The sequence below is a fragment of the Micromonospora sp. NPDC049004 genome (assembly GCF_040649315.1).
Taxonomy (GTDB): Bacteria; Actinomycetota; Actinomycetes; order Mycobacteriales; family Micromonosporaceae; genus Micromonospora.
In genome coordinates this window covers 295,137-312,318 of sequence record NZ_JBEZFG010000009.1, presented here as the reverse complement: position 1 = coordinate 312,318, position 17,182 = coordinate 295,137, and the positions used below count along the sequence as shown (strand labels likewise).

The window sequence follows — 17,182 nt, the reverse complement described above, 5'->3', positions numbered from 1 at the left end:
GCGAACGAAGAACAGCCCAGTGAGCGCGAGGAGTGAGCCGGGTTTGCGAGCCCCGCAGTCGCGAACGAAGAACAGCCCTGTGAGCCTCACGCGCTTCTCGTTCAACCAGGCCACCGCCCAGCACTGGGCGCTGCCCGACGTGGTCGCCGGTTGCGTGGCGGCCGGCGTGCCGGGCATCGGGTTGTGGCGGGAGCCGGTGGCCGGGTACGGGCTGGCCCGTTCGGCGAAACTGGTCCGCGACGCCGGGCTCGTCGTCACGTCCCTGTGCCGGGGCGGCTTCTTCACCGCCGACGACTGGCGTACGGAGAACCTGCGGGCCATCGAGGAGGCCGCCGCGCTGGGCGCACCCGAGCTGGTGCTGGTCTCCGGCGGTCTGCAGCCCGGCAGCCGGGACATCGACGGCGCCCGCCGTCGGGTCGCTGACGCGATCGGCGAGCTGGCCCCGCACGCGGCGGCGGCCGGCGTCCGGTTGGCCATCGAGCCGCTGCACCCGATGTTCGCCGCCGACCGGTGCGTGATCGCCACCCTCGGCCAGGCGCTGGACATCGCCGAGCGGTTCGACCCGGCGGTGGTCGGCGTGGTCGTCGACGCGTACCACGTGTGGTGGGACGACACGGTGTACGCGCAGATCGCGCGGGCCGGCGCGCGAATCGCCGCGTTCCAGGTCTGCGACTGGGTGACCCCGCTGCCCGAGGGGGTGCTGCTCGGCCGGGCGCTGCCCGGCGACGGGTGCATCGAGTTGCGCCGGCTGCGCGAGGCGGTCGACGCGGCCGGCTACCGCGGGCCGATCGAGGTGGAGGTCTTCTCCGCCGAGGTGTGGGCGCGTCCCGGCGCACAGGTGCTGGACGAGGCGATCGCCGGTTACCTGCGCCACGTTGTCTGAGCGAATGCCCGACGGCGGGTTGGCCGGCGCGCGGACGTCGTCCCGGGATGACCCACCCGGACGGCGCTGGCCGTCGGCGGCCGGCGCCTGGCTGGGCATCGGCACCGCGCCGGCCACCCTGGTGCTCGGTGCGGCGATGGCCGCCCGGCACGGCGGCGCGGTGCCGGTGACCGGGCTGCTGGTCGGCGGGGCGCTGATGGCGGCGCTGCTCTGGGGGCAGGGCCGGATCGGCCTGCGCCGGCCGCTCGGTGACGCCGGGACGTTGACGGCGGTGCTGCCCGCGTACCTGGGCGACACCTCACGGCTGTTGTTGGCGGCCGTGCTGACCGTGTCGATGATCGGCTGGAACGGGTTCAACGTCGGGCTCGGCGGCGCGTCCCTCGCGGCGTTGGCGCACCTGCCGGGCTGGGCCGGGCCGGCGCTGCTGGAGGTGGCGGTCCTCGCCGTCTCCTGGGCGCCGGCCCGGTACGGCAACCGGGTCGCGGTGCTCACCACGCTCAGCGCGGTGGTGCTTGTCGGCTGGTGCCTGACCGTGCTGCCGCCGCCCGGTGCCCCGGTGCGTCTCGCCGCCGGTGGGCTGGCCGACGGTGCCGCGCTGATCGGCTACGCGGCGGTGTTCGCGTTGCGGGCGCCGGACTTCAGCGTGGGTCTCGCCCGGCGGCGGGACCTGGTCTGGTGTGTGGGGCTGCTGATCGGGCCGGCATTGCTGGGTGTGCTCGTGGGTGCCGGCCTGTGGCTGCGTACCGGCTCGGCGGACGTGGTCGCGCTCCTCGCCGCCGGGTCGGGGCTGGCCGCGTACGCCAATCTGTTCGTCGCGGTGGCCGTCTTCGCCGCGGCGTTGACCACCACCTACTCCGGGGCGCTGGCGGTGCGCGGCCTGACGCCGCGGGTGCCGGCGCGGCCCGCGATGGTCGCCGTCGCGGTGCTCGGCGGGCTGCTGGCGGTGGCGCGCTTCGACCGTCTCGTGCTGCCCTGGTTGACGCTGCTGGCCGCCGCGCTGCCGGTGCTTGTGGTGCCGATGGCGACCGAGGCGGCGGCCCGCCGTCGCGGCCGGACCGCGCGGAGGGTGCCCGCCTGGTGCTGGATGCCGCCGGCGCTTGTCGCGGTCGCCTGCACGCTCGCCGGGATCGGCGTCGCCCCACTGCTCGGTCTGGGCCTCGCCGCACTGCTCACAGTGCTCTGGAGGCGTCTGGCGTGACGCTGGCGAGAAGATGCCGGCCGCGCGGGAACGCCGGCCGGCGGTAGAGTCGGCCGGTGGACGTGGACGACACCGCCGCCCGGCTCGGAGTGCCCGTCGAGGCGGTCGAGCGTGTGCACCGCCTCGCCGGCGACCGGCCGTCGGCCCCGCTGCCCGCCAAGGCCGACGCGCTCGCGATGCTCGACCGGCTCGCGGTCCGCCCGGACGACGCCGCCGAGATCATGGCCGGCTGGCCCGACCCCGACTCGCCACTGTGGACTCCGGAGCTGCGCTGGCTCCTGGACCGCTCGATCGCCCTGGTCCGCGCCGATCTCGGCGGCTACGTCTGGCTGCCGCCGGGCCCGGAGCTGCCGCGCGAACGGGGCCCGGCGTGGCAACACCTCTACGTGTACGCGTACCTCGCCCTCGTCGGTGTCGTTCGGGACTACCACCGCGACCACGGGGTTCCCGACGCCGTATCCTGGGCGACCCTCGCGGACCTGGGTCGCAACCTCGCCGTCGACCGGCGGATGCGCCGCGAGGGGTGGCCAGTCATGCAGAGCTGGTTGACGCTGCACGTGCGTGGCGCCGTCTACGAGCTGGGCCGTTTGCAGCACCACCGTGGTGACGGCGCCATCGGCCTGCACATCCCCGACTCGGGGCCGCTGACCCCGCAAGCGGTCTCGGCGTCGCTCGACGAGGCCCGCGCCTTCTTCCCGCGCCACTTTCCCGACGAGCGTTACACGGCGTTCTCCTGCGGCTCGTGGCTGCTCGACCCGCAGCTGCGGGACTACCTTCCCGAGGATTCCAACATCGTCCGCTTCCAGCGACGATTCGAGCTGGAGCCCTACGAGGAGCCCGAAGGACTGGACGCCGACGTCGAGGTGCGGCGCTTCGTGTTCCGCACCCTGAGCACGCCGCTCGACCAACTGCCGCGCCGCACCGCCCTGCAACGGGCGATCGTCGACCACCTGACGGCCGGCCGTCACTGGCAGTGGCGTCAGGGCCGCTTCGCGATCTGAACGGGCCGGTCGTTCCGGCTGGTGCCGTGGGTGCTTCTGGTGCGCCACGTTGTGCTGTCCGCGATCGTCATCACGGGTGTCATCGCCGTGGTGTGGTTCGGGCCGCAGCAGGCGTGACCTGCGACCGGAAACATGATCTAGGCACGGCTGACGCATCGTGATCTTATGTGCACCAGCGATCCGTAACACCGAGCAAACCGTCGATTAACCGTCGCGGGCTTAGGTGGGGGAGCGCTCCCATGAGCGGGTCGCGATCGATGAGGCAGCTCCACAAGGGAGCGATGGAAAGGAGTCTCGTGTCTTCACGCACGAGCGGGAACAGGCTGCGAAGGCTGGCGATACCGACGCTGGTCGTCGCGATGATCACCGGCACAACCGGTGTAGCGGGATCGGCGTCGGCGGCCCCGGGGGGCCGGCCAGCCAGCAGCGGGCCGGGTTACTTCTCCACCGGATCCGACCGGCGCACCACCCTGACCGACGGGGCGGACCGTCGCCCCGGCAACAGTGAGACCAGCCCGAAGGCCGCCGTGGACGCGTCCGGCTCCGGCGTCTACATCGTCGAGCTGGCCGAGGCCCCGCTGACCACGTACGTCGGTGGGACCTCGGGGCTGGCGCGAACCCGCCCGACGCCGGGTGGCCGGCTGGACGTGACGTCCGCGCCGTCGCAGGCGTACCGCCGGCACCTCGACACGCAGCTGGCCGCCGTCGCGGCCGCGGCCGGTGTCCAGGTCAAGGCGGCCTACACCGCCGCCTTCAACGGCTTCTCGGCGAAGCTGACCGCTCAGCAGGCGACCGCGTTGCGGGCGGACAAGCGCGTTCGCGCCGTCACCGCCGCACGCGCGCTCGGCACCCGATCGACGTCGCCACTCGCGACCACCACGACGGCCGCCACCCCGACCGCCGCCACCCCGGGTGGGGCCGAGCGGTCCGCGGCCGAGCGCACCACCACCAAGCCGGTCAAGCCCGGTCCCGCGACCGGCGCGGGCACGGTGATCGGCGTCCTGGACACCGGCATCTGGCCGGAGAGCGCCTCGTTCGCCAAGAAGATGCCCGCACCCCCGACCTGGCACGGCACGTGCCAGACCGGCGTGGCCTTCGTGGCCGAGCACTGCAACGGCAAGATCGTGGGTGCCCGGTACTTCGCCGACACGTGGCTCGCGGGCGGCGGCTCGGTGCCCGAGGGTGAGCTGCTCTCTCCCCGCGACATGGAGGGGCACGGCACGCACACCGCCTCGACTGCCGCCGGTCTGCCGATCTCGGACGTCACCATCGACGGTCGGCGCTTCGGCCCGATCTCCGGCATGGCGCCGGACGCACAGATCGCCGTCTACAAGGTGCTCTGGGCCGGGATGGGCTTCGACGCCGACATCATCGCCGGCATCGACGCGGCCGTCGCCGACGGCGTGCAGGTCCTGAACTTCTCGATCGGCTCGCAGCTCGGCGACTGGGAGGCCAACACCCCCATCGGTGTCGCCTTCCTCAACGCCACCCTGTCCGGGGTCTTCGTGGCGGCGTCGGCCGGAAACACCGGCATCGTGAGCGGCGCCATCAGCAACGCGGCGCCCTGGGTGACCACTGTCGGCGCGGCGGTGACCAACCTCGACGAGGCGACGCTCAAGCTGGGCGACGGCACGAAGCTCGTCGGCGGCTCGCTGGACGCGCTGCCCGGTGGCGCCGCGCGGGCGATGGTCTTCGGCGACCAGGCCGGATCGCCGGAGCTGGGCGCCGTCTACTGCGAACCGGGCAGCCTGGACGCGGCCAAGATCAAGGGCAAGGTCGTCGCCTGCGCGCTGTCCGACACGTTCGCCTCCGCCGCCGAGGTCAAGACCAAGGGCGGGGCAGCGATGGTGCTGTTCGACCCGGTCGGCAACTACCGGGTCAACTCGATCTACAACTTCCCGGTGGTGTACCTGCCGACCGAAAAGCAGGCCGGCACGCTGTTCAACTACCTGATGCGGCACCCCACCGACGCGACGGTGTCCCTGCGCACCGGCGGTGACGGCTCCAGCGTTCCGGGCGTCCCCAGCGTCGCGGACTTCTCCTCCACCGGCCCCGACAAGGTGACCTTCGGCGTCTTCAAGCCGGACCTGGTCGCCCCGGGGTCGGACATCATCGCCGCCGTCTCACCGGCGGGCAACTTCGGGCGGGACTTCGACGCGTACTCGGGCACCTCGATGGCGTCGCCGTACGTGGCCGGCGCGGCGGCGGTCCTGCGTGCCACCCACCCGGACTGGACGCCGGGCCGGGTCGCCTCGGCGCTGCGGACCACCGCGACCGACACCGTCGGCACCACCAGCCCGCTGGACCAGGGCAGCGGCTTCATCAACCTGAACCGGGCCACCGACCCGGGCCTGGTCATCGAGCCGACCGCCGCGGAGCTGGTCGCCTTCAGCCAGACGGCCCAGCCCGACGGCAAGGAACTCAACCTGCCGGCCATCTCCCTGCGCGAGTACGACGGCACCCACCCGGTGACCGTCACGCGCACGCTGACCAACGTGGGCAAGGCGCGGGAGACCTACCGGTCGTCGGTGTCCGGCCTGCCCGGCATGAAGGTCACCGTCACCCCGGCGTCGGTGACGCTGGCGCCGGGCAAGTCCGCGACGGTGACCATCACGCTGCGCCGGGGCAACGCCCCCTGGGACCGGTACGTGACCGGGTCGATCACCTGGAAGGGCAAGGGGCACAGCGCCCGCATCCCGGTCGCCGCCCGCCCGTGGGGGATCAGCGCCCGGCCGTACGGTGACGACGGCGAGGAGTTCGGCCGGATGACCAGCGGCTCCTTCGGCTTCGTCCAGCCCGGCTTCACCGGGCCGCTCGCCGGTCGCAGCACCGGTTACACGCCGATGCTGCGCAAGTCGTACTCGATGCCGGCCGGCGTCTACGGCGGCGTCTTCGACCCGCGTGCCTCCGGCGTGAAGGCTGTCGACTTCACCGTGCCGGCGAACACCGCGGGCATCATCGTCGAAGCCAACACCGAAGACCCGAACACCAACCTCGACCTGTACCTGTACAAGGGCGACACCCTGGTCTACAGCAGTGACAGGTACTGGACCAGCTTGGAGCAGGCGTACAAGTTCCTGCCCGAGCCGGGGCGCTACACCGCGTACGTGTTCGCGCAGGTGCCCGGTGGCCCGGTCGTCGACTTCGAACTGCGGCACGCCATCATCGGTCGTAACGCCAAGTATTCGCCCGCCACGCTCACGCTGCCGTCGACGACGGAGCGCGGTCAGAGCGTCAACTTCACGTTGAAGCCCAACGGGCCGCTGCCCGAGGGCGACTTCTGGGCGTACACCGAGTACAACACCAACGGCACGATCATCCCCGGCAATCTCGTCTCCACCCAGCAGAGTGCCTGGCAGTAGTTCCTGACGGAGCGTGGGGCGGTGCCGTCGGGCGCCGCCCCACCTTCCGTCAGCGCTGCCAGGCGTCGATGGCCTGCACGCCGTCGCGCACGGTCCGGTCCAGGATGGTCGGGTTGCCGCTGCTGCCCTCCCAGCCCTGGTCATGGAACACGGTCACCGCCCCGTCGACCCGGGCCACGGCGATCTGGGCGGAGGATTCGCCCTCGCCGGTACGCTCGCCGCTCAGACTCGTCGTGTCCCACGTACGGGTCACCAGCAACGCCTCGTCCCCGACGCCGGGCAACGCCTTGCTCGTGACCGTGACGGGGTTGCCGCCCTGGTCGTACGAGGGGCACGCCTGCACCGCGTCGCGCAGGCGTCGCAGGTAGTTCGAAGCGCCGTCACCCTCGAAGGTGAAGATGGTCTGGTGGATCATGCCCTGCGGCGTGTTGCTGTCGGCCTCGCCGGCCTTCTTGTAGGTCACCGTCATCGCCGCGCTCGCGGTGACCTGTCGGCCCCCGGTGCCGAACTCGTTGCCGCACAGCGTCGGTAGGGCCTCGGTGACGGGCGTCGTGCGGCGGGGGGACTTTCGCAGCTCGGCAGGCAGCTCGACGAACGCCGACGTGGGGATGGTCGTCGGCGCGCTGGCGCTCGCGGATGCTTGTTCGGTCGGGCTCGGGGTGGCCACCGCGCTCGTCGACGACCCGGTCGACGACGCCGCGTCGGGCGTGTCCCCACCCGTCGTGCAGGCGGTGGCCAGCGCGACGGTGGCCAGCAACGGCAGGATCAGCGCCCGGGTGGTCGGCGACAGTACGTACCGGCTCATCTTTTCCCCTCACCTCTACCCCGAGCAGTTCCCCGCGCCGAGCCGGCGGAAACGGTCAGCGCTCCAGCGCGCGCACCGCTGTCGACGAGACGGCGGCCAGTTCGGGCTGCGCGGGCAGGAACACCGTGGGAACACCCAGCGCCTGGTTCATCGCGGCGAGTTGGTGCTCGTACCGGAGATCGGTGGTGTTGCGCACGCCTCGAACGATCACTCCCACGTCGTGCCGGTGGCAGTACGTGGAGGTCAACCCGTTCCAGGCCACAACGGTGACGGACGTCCACTCGACCGGCAGGACGGCCCGTACGGCGGCCGCCCGCCGCACCTCGTCGGTGCCCGGACGCTTGCTGCTGTTGACCGCGACGAGCACGACCACTTCGTCGAAGAGCTCGCGTGCCCGGCTCACCACGTTCACATGCCCGGGGGTGAAGGGATCGAAGGTGCCGGGGTAGACGGCTCGTACGCGTACGCGCCCGGGTGTCACGCCCCCAGGACCCGCTGCGCGTCGTGAATGACCGATGCGGAGGCCGCCGGAGCCCAGGAGGCGAACAGCGCCCGGAAGTAGGCGCCGTGCCGCTCAGCCACCGCGCGATCGTGCTCGATGACGTCCAGTTCGTTGACGATGCTCAGGTCGATGAGCGACCGACGTCGATCCCCACCCGTCGTTCTCACCTGACCGACGAACCTGTCGAACACCTGGCCGGTCGTGGCCAGCTCCGGCCAACTGCGTTTCCGGTCGCAGGCGCCGTACAGATAGACGAGTTCCTCGGCGTCCGCGCCGATCAGATCCCGCAGGACCGCACGGTCGGCCCGGTCGAGCAGGGTGCGGTCGAACCCGTCGGTGCCGTAGACGGCGTGGGTGAGGCCCGCAACCTGTACGTCGCCGTCGCAGCCGAGCGCGGCGAGTCGTTCGCTGACGCGACAGAGGTGGGCGTACAGATTGCCGCCGGGATGTGCGATCTGCTCAGCGCCCCGGTCGCGGAGCCAGACCCGCACGGCGGTGTCGGTGCTCATGGCCCGACTGTAGGTACCGACTGCCGGAACCCGCTGCCCCCGGACGGGGGCAATATGTCACAGCGCCTGGGTGGATGTCGCCACGATCTCTGCCGGCAGCGGCTCCGCGCGGCCGTCTCGCCGGTGGCGGACGGGGTGTGGCCCGTCCGCCACCGACCTGTGATCAGCTGACCGTGACGGTCAGGTTGATCGAGCGGGTCTCCCCGCTGGTGTAGGTGGTCGTCACCCGGGCGGTGTAGGTGCCCTTGCGCGGGTAGCTGTGAGTCGTCGACCGCAGGGTCGCGCCGTGCGAGACGGCGCTGTTGTCGCCGAAGTCCCACGCGTAGTCGGTGATGCTCTGCCCCGACGGTGCCGTCGCGGTGGCGGTCAGCGTGGTGGTCAGCGGCGCGGTGCCGCTGGCCGGGTTGGCCGCGAGCGACAGCGTTCCGCCCGGTTCCTGTTTGACGCCGGCCCCGTTGAACCGCAGCCAGTCCAGCGAGAGCAGGTCCGGTGTGCCGCCGACCTGGGCGGCGTTGACGAACTTGGCGTACAGGACCGTGGTGCCGGCGGGTTTGTTGGTGAGCGTGACGGTCGGCGAGACCAGGTTGTCCCACCCGCCGGTCGAGCCGATGGTGGCCGAGCCGATCAGGGTGCCGGTGGGGGAGCCGGTGCGCAGCTCGATGACGCCGCCGAGGCCGCCGTTGGTCACCCCGAGCGTCACCGAGCCGACGTTGCGCAGGTCCACCGGCCCGTACGATGCCCAGTCGTTGTGGTCGACGTCGCCGAGCCGCTTGCCGGCGCGGGCGGTGGTCCGGTCGTTCACGGTGAGACCGGACTGGGCGCTGAAGTGCTCGGCCTCCTTGCTCTTGGGTTGCAGCTGCGCCCGGGTCGAGCCGGTCAGCGCCGGTACGCCGCCGGCCGCGCCGCCGTCGGTGTACTGCGCGGTGACAACTGTGTAGAGGTTCTGCCCCGGCCCGTGGCCGTCACCCGCGTCCGCCTCGGTGGCGAGCAGGCCCGAGCAGCCGGTGTAGACGTCCAGCGGGTGGGCGTGCGTGTCGTGGCCGAGCTGGGTCTGGACTGTCACCTTGGCGCAGTCGATGGTGGCGTCCTCCGGGTCGGTGACCGTCACCGTGTAGGGGATCTTGTCGCCGAAGTCGAAGAACCCGCCGTCGGGCACGGTGATGGTCACCGTGGGCCGGGTGTTGCCGACCACCACGTCGGTGACGGCGCTGGCGGTCAGGCCGTTGCCGCTGTTGCGTACGGTCAGCCGGGCGGTGAACTTGCCGGCCGCCGAGTAGGTGAAGCTCGGGTTGGCGGCCGTGGAGTCGGTGGTGCCGTCGTTGGTGAAGTCCCAGGCGTAGCTGAGCGCCGAGCCGTCACCGGCCGCCGTACCGGCCGAGGAGAAGCTGACCGCGAGCGGCGCGCGTCCGCTGTCCGGGGTGGCGGCGATCTTCGCGGTCGGCGGTCGGCCGTTGGCCACGTAGTCGATCCGGTAGATGCCGGCGCCGGCGTTGCTGCCGCCACGACCGCTGCCGGTGCCCTCGCCGAAGTCGATGACGTAGAGCGAGCCGTCCGGGCCGAACTCCGCCTCGAAGGGCTGGATCCAGCTCATGTTGTCGAAGATTCCGTTGATCGACTGAAGGTCGCCGACGGCGGTGGGACCGAAGCGCGAGTTGGTGAAGGTCTGCGCGGTCCGGTGGATCGAGAGCGTCTTGAACCACTTGCGGGTGAACTCGTAGGTGATCCACTTGCCGTCGAAGTACTCCGGGAACTTCGTGGTGCGGGTGTTGGCCGGGTCGTAGTCGTAGACCGGCCCGCTCATCGGGCCACCGCCCCCGGTGCCGACCTCCGGGAACTGACTGGAGGCGGAGTACGCGTACCAGACCAGTGCTGGCTTCGCCGCCGGCAGGGCGGTCAGACCGGTGTTGTTGGGGGAGTTGTTCGTCGGTGCGGCGCAGGTGAACTTCGCCCCGGAGGTGCTGGTGGCGAAGTTGTAGTCGGTGAACGGGATGTTGTTGCCCACGCAGTACGGCCAGCCGTAGTTGCCGGCGGCGGTGATGCGGTTGAACTCGACAGTCCCCTCCGGACCACGGTTGGGGTCGGCGGCGCGGGCGTCCGGGCCGTAGTCGCCGACCATTACCGCGTTCGTCTGCGGCTCGATGGTGATCCGGAACGGGTTGCGCATGCCCATCGCGTAGATCTCCGGCCGGGTCTTCGCGGTGCCGGCGGGGAAGAGGTTGCCGCTCGGCACGGTGTACGTACCGTCGGCCTGCGGGGTGATGCGCAGGATCTTGCCGCGCAGGTCGTTGGTGTTGCCGGCGGTGCCCTGCGCGTCCCAGGCGGCCCGACCGGCCTGCTCGTCGATGGGGGTGTAACCGCTGGAGGCGAACGGGTCGGTGTTGTCACCGATCGCGGCGTACAGGCGACCGGCCGCGTCCATGGCCAGCGAGCCGCCCATGTGTGAGTTGGCGCGACCCACACCGCGGTATGTCGGAACGGTCAGCAGCCGCTTCTCCGAGGACAGCGCGACGCTGTTGTTCGCCACCGTGAACCGGGACAGGTTGAGCTGTTTGAGGGTCTTGTCCGACCAGAGCAGGTAGACCCAGCCGTTGCTGGCGAAGTTGCGGTCCAGGGTCATCCCGAGCAGCCCGTCGGACTGGTCGGTCATCGCCGAGGTGTAGGCGAAGTCGAGCAGCGTGGTGACCTGGAGAGTGTCCGAGTTGACCACCTTGAGCGCGCCGGTGCGCTGGATGTAGTAGACCTTCCGGTCCGGGGCGACGGCCAGCTCGAAGGGGTCGGCCAGGTTCTCGGTGACCAGGCCCACCCGCTCGAAGTTTCCGGTTCTGGTGGCGGAGCAGTCGCCGGCGACCGCGCCGGCGGCCCACTCGATGCCGTAGCGCAGATGCTCCAGGAACGCCGGCTCGCTGAACCGGGAGCTGGCGTGCCCGCCGGCGGTGAACCAGGACCGGCCGCCGTCGTAGCGCTGACACCAGGAGTACGCGTGGTCGACGCCCTCGTCCAGGCCGCTGATCCCGTCGCGCACCTTGATCTGCGCGAGGGTGTGCACGTTGCCGGTGGGGTTGGTCCGCCAGTTGTACCACTCCTCGCTCTGCTCCCACAGCTCCGGCAGGTTGCGGGTGGAGGGGTGGGCACGGTCCAGCACCTTGACCCGGCCCGGGTACGTGCCGCCGGTGGCCGAGAAGTCGGGGTGGTGGTCGAAGATGGTGCCGACCAGGCCCTCGTACCACGGCCAGTCGCGTTCGCTTGCCGAGGCTGCGTGCAGGCCGGCCCAGCCGCCGCCGTTGCGGATGAACGTCTGCAACGCCGCGCGCTGGCTGGCGTTGAGCAGGTCACCCGAGGCGGGGGTGGAGTTGGTGTTGTTGAAGACCAGTGCGTCGAAGGTGGCGAGGTTGGCGTCGGTGAAGGCGGCCGCGTCGGTGGTGGCGACGACGTCGAAGTTGTGCGTGGCGCCGAGCTGCTGGATCGCGGCGACGCCGGCCGGGATCGAGTCGTGGTAGTAGTTGGTGATCTTCGAGAAGACCAGCACCCGGAAGCGCGGGGCGGCCTGGGCGGGCAGGGCGGTGGTGGTGCTCAGCACGGTGGCGATGGTGAGCAGGGCGAGGCAGATCGCGCGCAGGTGTTTGGGCATGGGGCGCTCCCTGTCGGACGGTGAGGGTCGGAAAGCGCTTTCTCGCTGCCCGCATCACGGTACTGAGAGCCAACGATGACCGTCAATAGCCGCCGGGTAAGCGGTTTCCTGCGGTAGTGGCCGCGCCCGCGAACCCTGGTCGGGTCTCGGGCGGATCACCCGCGTGCCGTCGGGTCGAGGGGACAGCGGGCGTCCGCCGGTCGATGGCAGGATCGGCCGATGCGCGTTCTCTTCGACGGCCCGGCGCCGGTCGCCTACGGGCAGATCTACGTGACGAGTCGTGAGCTGCCGGACATGAGCGGGGCGTTCGCCGGGCAGGCGAACGGCCTCTGCGGGGCCGGCCAGGCGGGCGCGCTGTTCCTGATGACCGGCACGCACACCGGGCGGGTCCACTTCCGAGTCGAGGTGTACGACGGTGAGCCGTCGGCCGCGGTGCAGGAGTGGGAGGAGGTGGTGGAGGCGTCGTTTCTGCCCAGGGCCCCGGTGGTCGACCTGGTCCCCTGGGGCGACGGGTCACTCGCCCCGTTGCCGCTGACCCCCCAGGGGCAGGACGCCGGCCGGCTGCCGGTCTACCGCGTGCGGTACTGCGCCACAGGCATGGACGAGGGGCGGGACCCGTTCGGCGGGTTCGACCCCGACGAACTGGACGAGGACGATTACACGTACATGGATCAGCGGCCGGACCGCTACCTGCTGTGCCTGTGGCCGGAGGGCTCGACGGGCGAGGGTTCCCGAGCCGCCGTGCCGCGCGCCGACGCGATCGTGCGCCAGACCAGCCGGGCCGCCGCGTACTGGCACGGCTGGGCGGCCGGGTTGCCGCCCCCGCCGACCCTGTGGGAGCAGGTCGAGGCCGAGATGCTCAGGCGGGTGGAGCGGGAGCGCCGCGATCAGGAGTACCGACGGCGGGATGAGCTGCGGCGCTGGGGCGGTCGTGCGCCAAGTGATCGGCTCCGGCAGGTGCGCGGCAACGTCCACGGCATCGCCGTGCTGGACCGCGACCTGGTCGACGGGGTGGCGGCGGCCGGCGCCGGCATTCAGCGCCAGATCGCGATCTGGGCCGCACGGCGGGCGTTCACCGTCGCCGGCATCGCGGACCTGGACTGGATGACACCGGCGTGGACGGCCCTGGATCGGGGCGAGCCGCCACCCGCCGAGTTCACCGAACACACAGCACTGTGGACACGGATCCGGGGCGAGCCGCCCGTCATGTTCTCCACCGTCTCGCTGCGCCCGGCGGGTCACGGCCCGGCCGATTCGCTCGGCGCGGTTCTCGACGCCCCGGTGGACCCGGTCCCGATGGCGCTTCCGGCACTGATGGCCGCCGGTGAGTCGGACCCGCTGCAGGCCGCACTGGAGGCGCTGTGGGCGGCGGTCAGCACGTACGCCGCGCGGCGGGACGAGCTCCTGGCGGAGGTGCGGCGGGCCTTTCCGGTCATCAACGAGCCAGAGCGGCACTGACCCCGTCAGGTGTCCTGCTCAGCCTGGCCCGGCAGTGGGAGGATGGCTCGATGGAGGAGAACGGCGAAGCCGCCGAGACGTGGCGGGATCTCGTGCACGGCACACCGGGGTGGTGGTCCGGCGAGCCGGTCGTCACCGCCGCCTACGAGCACCCGACGTTGCGAACGCTCTTCCCGCTTCCCACGCACGGAACGCTGAAGTTCTTCCGGACCGCCCGGCCACCGTACCCCGCTGTCCGCACCGACGACCTGCCCTTCATCGTGTGTGGCGGCCCTCCCTACCAGGTCTACACCCCGGGCTATGGACGGCTGCTCGGTGAGGCCACGACAGCGGCGGAGGCCGTCGAGCTCGTCGTCGCGAACCTTCCGGGGTCGACGTCCCCTGGCCCGAGGGACTGATTGCCGCTCATCGCGGCAGCCGCACCGTCTCGCGGCGAGGGTCACAGGTTCCCGGACTCCGGCCAGTGGGACCAGTGCGTGTTGGGTGGCAGGTCTGGCGCGTACCGACTCACGTCTCCCGTCGCCAGCACGTCGGCGAGCTGGCGGAAGGTCGTTGAGCCGCTGGGAAGGGTGTCCTGGACAAGGTCCGGGTGATGCCATCGATCCAATCGCATGATCTCGGGGAGGTCGGCCGGGATCCGCCGCCGCAGCTCGACGTCGTCGGCCAGGAGCAGCTCCCGGTGTTCGGGGACGAGCCGGCGAAACACGTCGATGAGTTCCTCACCCGGCTCGGCTGCTACGGCGATCCGCCGGCCTCGTACCTCGATCGGGTTTCCGCAGTAGATCTCGGGCTCGTCGACATCCTCGATCTCGTCCCAGTTGTCGATCCGGCTGAGGAAGTCTTCGTTGCCAAAGCCCGGCTGTCCCGTGGTGAGGCAGTTGCCGAAGACGTGCAGGACGTCGATGAGGTTGCCGGCCCTGGGCGAATATCCCAACGCCTCCACGATGAGCGCCCACCGGTGCGCGTCGCGATAGGCGTGCAGCCGTGCGTCGACTGCGTAGTAGTAGCCGTGGCCCAGGTCCGGGAACCGGAAGTCCTCGGCCGCGGCGTCGAGCTGGTCGAGGATCTCGGCGGAGAGCATGGTCGTGCAGTGTAGCCACGGGTTCACCGACACGATCATGCGCGAGTGTCTGCTGCGATCCGTGCCGCAGGGTATCCCGGATGGATTACGACATCGATATATGTCAGTCTGAGTCTGGACCGAGTCAACGTCCGGTCCGCCCTCTGACCACCGTCCCGAAAGGACCACCCATGCGCACATCCGCCCGCCGGACCACCGCGAGTCTCGCCGCCGTCCTGATCGCCGCATCGGCCATGACGCTGCCGGGGTCGCCTGCGGTGGCTGGCGAACCGTTCCAGAGCCCGGACCAGGGCCTGGTCTTCTACTCGAGCTACCCGACCGAGGTGGCCGGCAGGCTGGCCACGCCCGACGGCATCTGCCATCAGGTCCCGGCCGACGCGGCCTGGATGCTCACCTGGAGCGGTGGCTTCCGTTCGGTGCCCGGCTACCAGAGCACCGACTGCAGCGGTCCGGCAACCGAACTCAACAACTTCCACAGCTGGACAGAGGGCCGCTACCTCACCTACCGGGCCAGCTGACAGCCGGCCGGCCGTCGCGGCGTACGACGATCAGCCGGCGCCGTCGTCGTTCGGCCTGTCCCGCAGTGGTCGGTCTGCCCTCTGCGTTCCCGCCGGCGCCAGCCGACCGTTGGGCATGTGCACGACCCGCAGGAACGCGGGCAGCCGCCACGGCCGTGGCCCGCCGATGACGACGTCGCGCCGCAGCACCGCCTGCGCGATGCTGATCCGGCCGAACATCATCAGGTTGAACCGGGCGGGCCGGAACGTCACGCGCGCGTCGAACGGACCGTCGGGCGGCGCGATCCACACCCTGCGGTCGCCCAGCGTCAGCGTCGTGGTCGAGGTGAACTCCGACCGGAACTGCACCGACACGTGGTGGCGAGGCATCGGCAGCGCGGTGTTGAGCAGCACTCCGTACGAGTCACGCAGCATGTCGAACATGAAGAGGTCCCAGTAGAGCGCGGCGTGTTCGTCCGGCATCGGCCACGGTCGGCGCAGCGCCCGCGCGATGTCCCAGCCGTGCACGAGCAGCTCGTTGGTCAGATGGGCGAACAGGCCGCCGACCGTCACCCGCGCGTTACCCAGCCAACTCACCGTCGACAGTGGATCCGCGGTCGTGGCCAGGAGACGGGCGACCGCGGTGTTCAACCGCGACAGCAGGACTTCCGGATCACGCTCGGTGAAGTGGGCGAGCACGTGGCTGTTGACGTCGGCGACCGTGTCGACGTTCGTGACGGCGAGCATGTCCTCCAGGCCGGGCACCCGGATGGCGACCTCGGTGCCGTCCAGCCGGGAGACGTACAGCGCCGCGATCGACACCACGTGCGCGAGGGTGTCGGCGAGGGTCCAGTCGTCGGTGACCATGGCCGTGGGCGACGGCGCGGCGGCCACCAGCTCGGTGAACCGGTCGGCAGCCGAGCGCAGTGCCGTGATGGCCACATCCCAGCGGCCCGGGCCTGCCGTTTCACTCACGTCGAGCAGTATCGGGCTTTCGCGCCGACCGAACTTCTCCGAACGTGCGCTCATTCGCCACGTCAGCAGTCTGGACAACGTGGGAACCGCTCAGGTGGGTTCCTCGATGGCCTGATCGCCCGCACCGGCGCAGGGGGCGGCCGGCACGCCGCATCGGCGGTGACGCCGGAGGTGTGGCTATCGTTTCGACATGCTCCCCGACTCGTCACTCGCCGTCGGTGCCGCCTTCCTCGCGGACGGTCCGGCCGATGGCGTCGACCTCAGCCTGTTCGGACAGTTCACGGGTTCCTGGGCACTGGACTGCACCGAGTACGACCCCGACGGGTCCTCGTCCGTCCGGCGGGGCGAGTGGCACTTCGGGTACGCGTTGGGCGGCCGTGCGACCACCGACGTCTGGATCCTGCCCGGCGTCGAGCACGGCGTCAGCGTGCGCTTCCCCGATCCGACGGCAGGGCCGGGCATCTGGCGTTCGACGTGGGTGGGGCCGGGCCGGCATCGGACGCACACCTTCCGGGCCGCCCGCGTCGGCGAGCTGATCGTGCTCGACGGCGGTGATCTGCGGTGGACCTTCTCCGACATCGCCGCCGACGAGTTCCGCTGGCGCAACGAGGCGCGGCAGCCCGACGGCGCGTGGCGGGTGCAGCAGACGTTCCAGGTGTGGCGACAGGGCTGACCGTTCCCCGGCCACGCTCCGCCGATGGCACGCCGGACCGCAGTTCGCCGCGACGATCCGGTCAGCCGGCGGTGGTGAAGGTGAGGAAGGTGTCGGGGGGCCGCGTCTCGGCGGCGGGACCATCGTGGACCTGCCACGCGTCCCCGACGACCTGGTCTGCCACCCGCGACCAGAACGCCTCGACGCCTGCGTTGTAACGCTGAAAGCCGATGCTCCACCTGCCGGGGAACAGCGAGATGACCTGAACGGCAGCGGTACGGCCGACGCCGCTGCGGCGCAGCGCGCGCACGACGAAGAAGCTGGTGACGGACGTGCCGCCGTCCTCGGTCGGCGTGGTCATCACGAACCCCGCCGTACGGCCGGCCGCGGTGATCAGCCAGGCCCGGCGCTGCGGGTCGACGCCGGCGAGAAACCGGTCGAGTGGCCGGTCGTTGAATGTGCCGTCGTCGTTGGGCAGGTGACCGTACGCCTCGGACAGGTCATGGCGGTACAACTGCCCCAGGTTGCCGAGCACCGCCCGGTGCGCCCGGTCGACAGGTATCAGCGCGACGGGGTGTGCGGGCGGGCGGGGCGGCGTCGTGGCTTCCCAGGGCACCGAGGCAGTTTCGCA

The 17,182-nt window shown here is 71.1% G+C and carries 15 protein-coding genes; 8 read left to right on the top strand and 7 right to left on the bottom strand.

The window, feature by feature from the left end; genetic code table 11:
- The first annotated feature begins 79 nt into the window (after window positions 1-79).
- From AB0B97_RS26225 to AB0B97_RS26210, 4 genes are all read left to right on the top strand, one after another.
- Window positions 80-883, top strand: a complete 804-nt coding sequence (locus AB0B97_RS26225; protein ID WP_357497272.1) for a sugar phosphate isomerase/epimerase family protein — start codon at window positions 80-82, stop codon at window positions 881-883.
- Window positions 876-2,081, top strand: coding sequence for a hypothetical protein (locus AB0B97_RS26220; RefSeq protein ID WP_357497270.1), 1,206 nt, complete (start codon window positions 876-878; stop codon window positions 2,079-2,081). The genes AB0B97_RS26225 and AB0B97_RS26220 overlap by 8 nt, the downstream gene beginning before the upstream one ends.
- 56 nt (window positions 2,082-2,137) lie before the next feature.
- Entirely contained in the window at window positions 2,138-3,082 is a 945-nt protein-coding gene (locus AB0B97_RS26215; RefSeq protein ID WP_357497268.1) for an acyltransferase domain-containing protein, read from the top strand.
- A 359-nt stretch (window positions 3,083-3,441) separates the two neighbouring features.
- Entirely contained in the window at window positions 3,442-6,444 is a 3,003-nt protein-coding gene (locus AB0B97_RS26210; RefSeq protein WP_357497266.1) for a S8 family serine peptidase, read from the top strand.
- Window positions 6,445-6,493: 49 nt separating this feature from the next.
- Here AB0B97_RS26210 and AB0B97_RS26205 read toward each other — a convergent pair whose 3' ends face one another.
- From AB0B97_RS26205 to AB0B97_RS26190, 4 genes are all read right to left on the bottom strand, one after another.
- Entirely contained in the window at window positions 6,494-7,249 is a 756-nt protein-coding gene (locus AB0B97_RS26205; protein ID WP_357497264.1) for a hypothetical protein, read from the bottom strand.
- Window positions 7,250-7,304: 55 nt separating this feature from the next.
- Complete coding sequence (gene coaD, locus AB0B97_RS26200; protein ID WP_357497262.1) at window positions 7,305-7,730, bottom strand: pantetheine-phosphate adenylyltransferase; 426 nt, start codon at window positions 7,728-7,730, stop codon at window positions 7,305-7,307.
- Window positions 7,727-8,260, bottom strand: a complete 534-nt coding sequence (locus AB0B97_RS26195; RefSeq protein ID WP_357497260.1) for a DUF6817 domain-containing protein — start codon at window positions 8,258-8,260, stop codon at window positions 7,727-7,729. Before AB0B97_RS26195 ends, coaD begins: the two co-directional genes overlap by 4 nt.
- 163 nt (window positions 8,261-8,423) lie before the next feature.
- Complete coding sequence (locus AB0B97_RS26190; protein WP_357497258.1) at window positions 8,424-11,888, bottom strand: ThuA domain-containing protein; 3,465 nt, start codon at window positions 11,886-11,888, stop codon at window positions 8,424-8,426.
- A gap of 219 nt (window positions 11,889-12,107) precedes the next feature.
- Here AB0B97_RS26190 and AB0B97_RS26185 point away from each other — a divergent pair, with 219 nt between their 5' ends.
- Both AB0B97_RS26185 and AB0B97_RS26180 read left to right on the top strand, forming a co-directional pair.
- Window positions 12,108-13,346 (top strand): hypothetical protein, encoded by a 1,239-nt coding sequence (locus tag AB0B97_RS26185; protein WP_357497256.1) that lies wholly within the window; start codon window positions 12,108-12,110, stop codon window positions 13,344-13,346.
- 50 nt (window positions 13,347-13,396) lie between these two features.
- Window positions 13,397-13,744 (top strand): DUF6193 family natural product biosynthesis protein, encoded by a 348-nt coding sequence (locus tag AB0B97_RS26180; protein WP_357497254.1) that lies wholly within the window; start codon window positions 13,397-13,399, stop codon window positions 13,742-13,744.
- A gap of 41 nt (window positions 13,745-13,785) precedes the next feature.
- Here AB0B97_RS26180 and AB0B97_RS26175 read toward each other — a convergent pair whose 3' ends face one another.
- Entirely contained in the window at window positions 13,786-14,427 is a 642-nt protein-coding gene (locus AB0B97_RS26175) for a hypothetical protein (protein WP_357497253.1), read from the bottom strand.
- Window positions 14,428-14,597: 170 nt separating this feature from the next.
- On the opposite strand from AB0B97_RS26175, the gene AB0B97_RS26170 reads away from it, so the two are divergent.
- Window positions 14,598-14,945 carry a hypothetical protein gene (locus AB0B97_RS26170; protein WP_357497251.1) on the top strand — a complete coding sequence of 116 codons (348 nt, stop codon included), beginning with the start codon at window positions 14,598-14,600 and terminating at the stop codon, window positions 14,943-14,945.
- Between the two features lie 30 nt (window positions 14,946-14,975).
- On the opposite strand, the gene AB0B97_RS26165 is transcribed toward AB0B97_RS26170, so the two are convergent.
- Entirely contained in the window at window positions 14,976-15,899 is a 924-nt protein-coding gene (locus AB0B97_RS26165) for a maleylpyruvate isomerase N-terminal domain-containing protein (RefSeq protein ID WP_357497249.1), read from the bottom strand.
- A gap of 190 nt (window positions 15,900-16,089) precedes the next feature.
- Here AB0B97_RS26165 and AB0B97_RS26160 point away from each other — a divergent pair, with 190 nt between their 5' ends.
- Window positions 16,090-16,572 carry a hypothetical protein gene (locus AB0B97_RS26160; protein ID WP_357497247.1) on the top strand — a complete coding sequence of 161 codons (483 nt, stop codon included), beginning with the start codon at window positions 16,090-16,092 and terminating at the stop codon, window positions 16,570-16,572.
- Window positions 16,573-16,633: 61 nt separating this feature from the next.
- On the opposite strand, the gene AB0B97_RS26155 is transcribed toward AB0B97_RS26160, so the two are convergent.
- A complete protein-coding gene (locus tag AB0B97_RS26155; RefSeq protein WP_357497245.1) occupies window positions 16,634-17,167 on the bottom strand; it encodes a GNAT family N-acetyltransferase in 534 nt (177 codons plus the stop codon).
- Window positions 17,168-17,182: the final 15 nt, after the last annotated feature.

Coding starts and splice junctions, on each gene's coding strand:
- AB0B97_RS26210 (WP_357497266.1), top strand. CDS start 3,442: ATGATCACCGGCACAACCGGTGTAGCGGGATCGGCGTCGGCGGCCCCG.
- AB0B97_RS26205 (WP_357497264.1), bottom strand. CDS start 7,249: ATGAGCCGGTACGTACTGTCGCCGACCACCCGGGCGCTGATCCTGCCG.
- AB0B97_RS26195 (WP_357497260.1), bottom strand. CDS start 8,260: ATGAGCACCGACACCGCCGTGCGGGTCTGGCTCCGCGACCGGGGCGCT.
- AB0B97_RS26190 (WP_357497258.1), bottom strand. CDS start 11,888: ATGCCCAAACACCTGCGCGCGATCTGCCTCGCCCTGCTCACCATCGCC.
- AB0B97_RS26185 (WP_357497256.1), top strand. CDS start 12,108: ATGCGCGTTCTCTTCGACGGCCCGGCGCCGGTCGCCTACGGGCAGATC.
- AB0B97_RS26180 (WP_357497254.1), top strand. CDS start 13,397: ATGGAGGAGAACGGCGAAGCCGCCGAGACGTGGCGGGATCTCGTGCAC.
- AB0B97_RS26175 (WP_357497253.1), bottom strand. CDS start 14,427: ATGCTCTCCGCCGAGATCCTCGACCAGCTCGACGCCGCGGCCGAGGAC.
- AB0B97_RS26170 (WP_357497251.1), top strand. CDS start 14,598: ATGCGCACATCCGCCCGCCGGACCACCGCGAGTCTCGCCGCCGTCCTG.
- AB0B97_RS26160 (WP_357497247.1), top strand. CDS start 16,090: ATGCTCCCCGACTCGTCACTCGCCGTCGGTGCCGCCTTCCTCGCGGAC.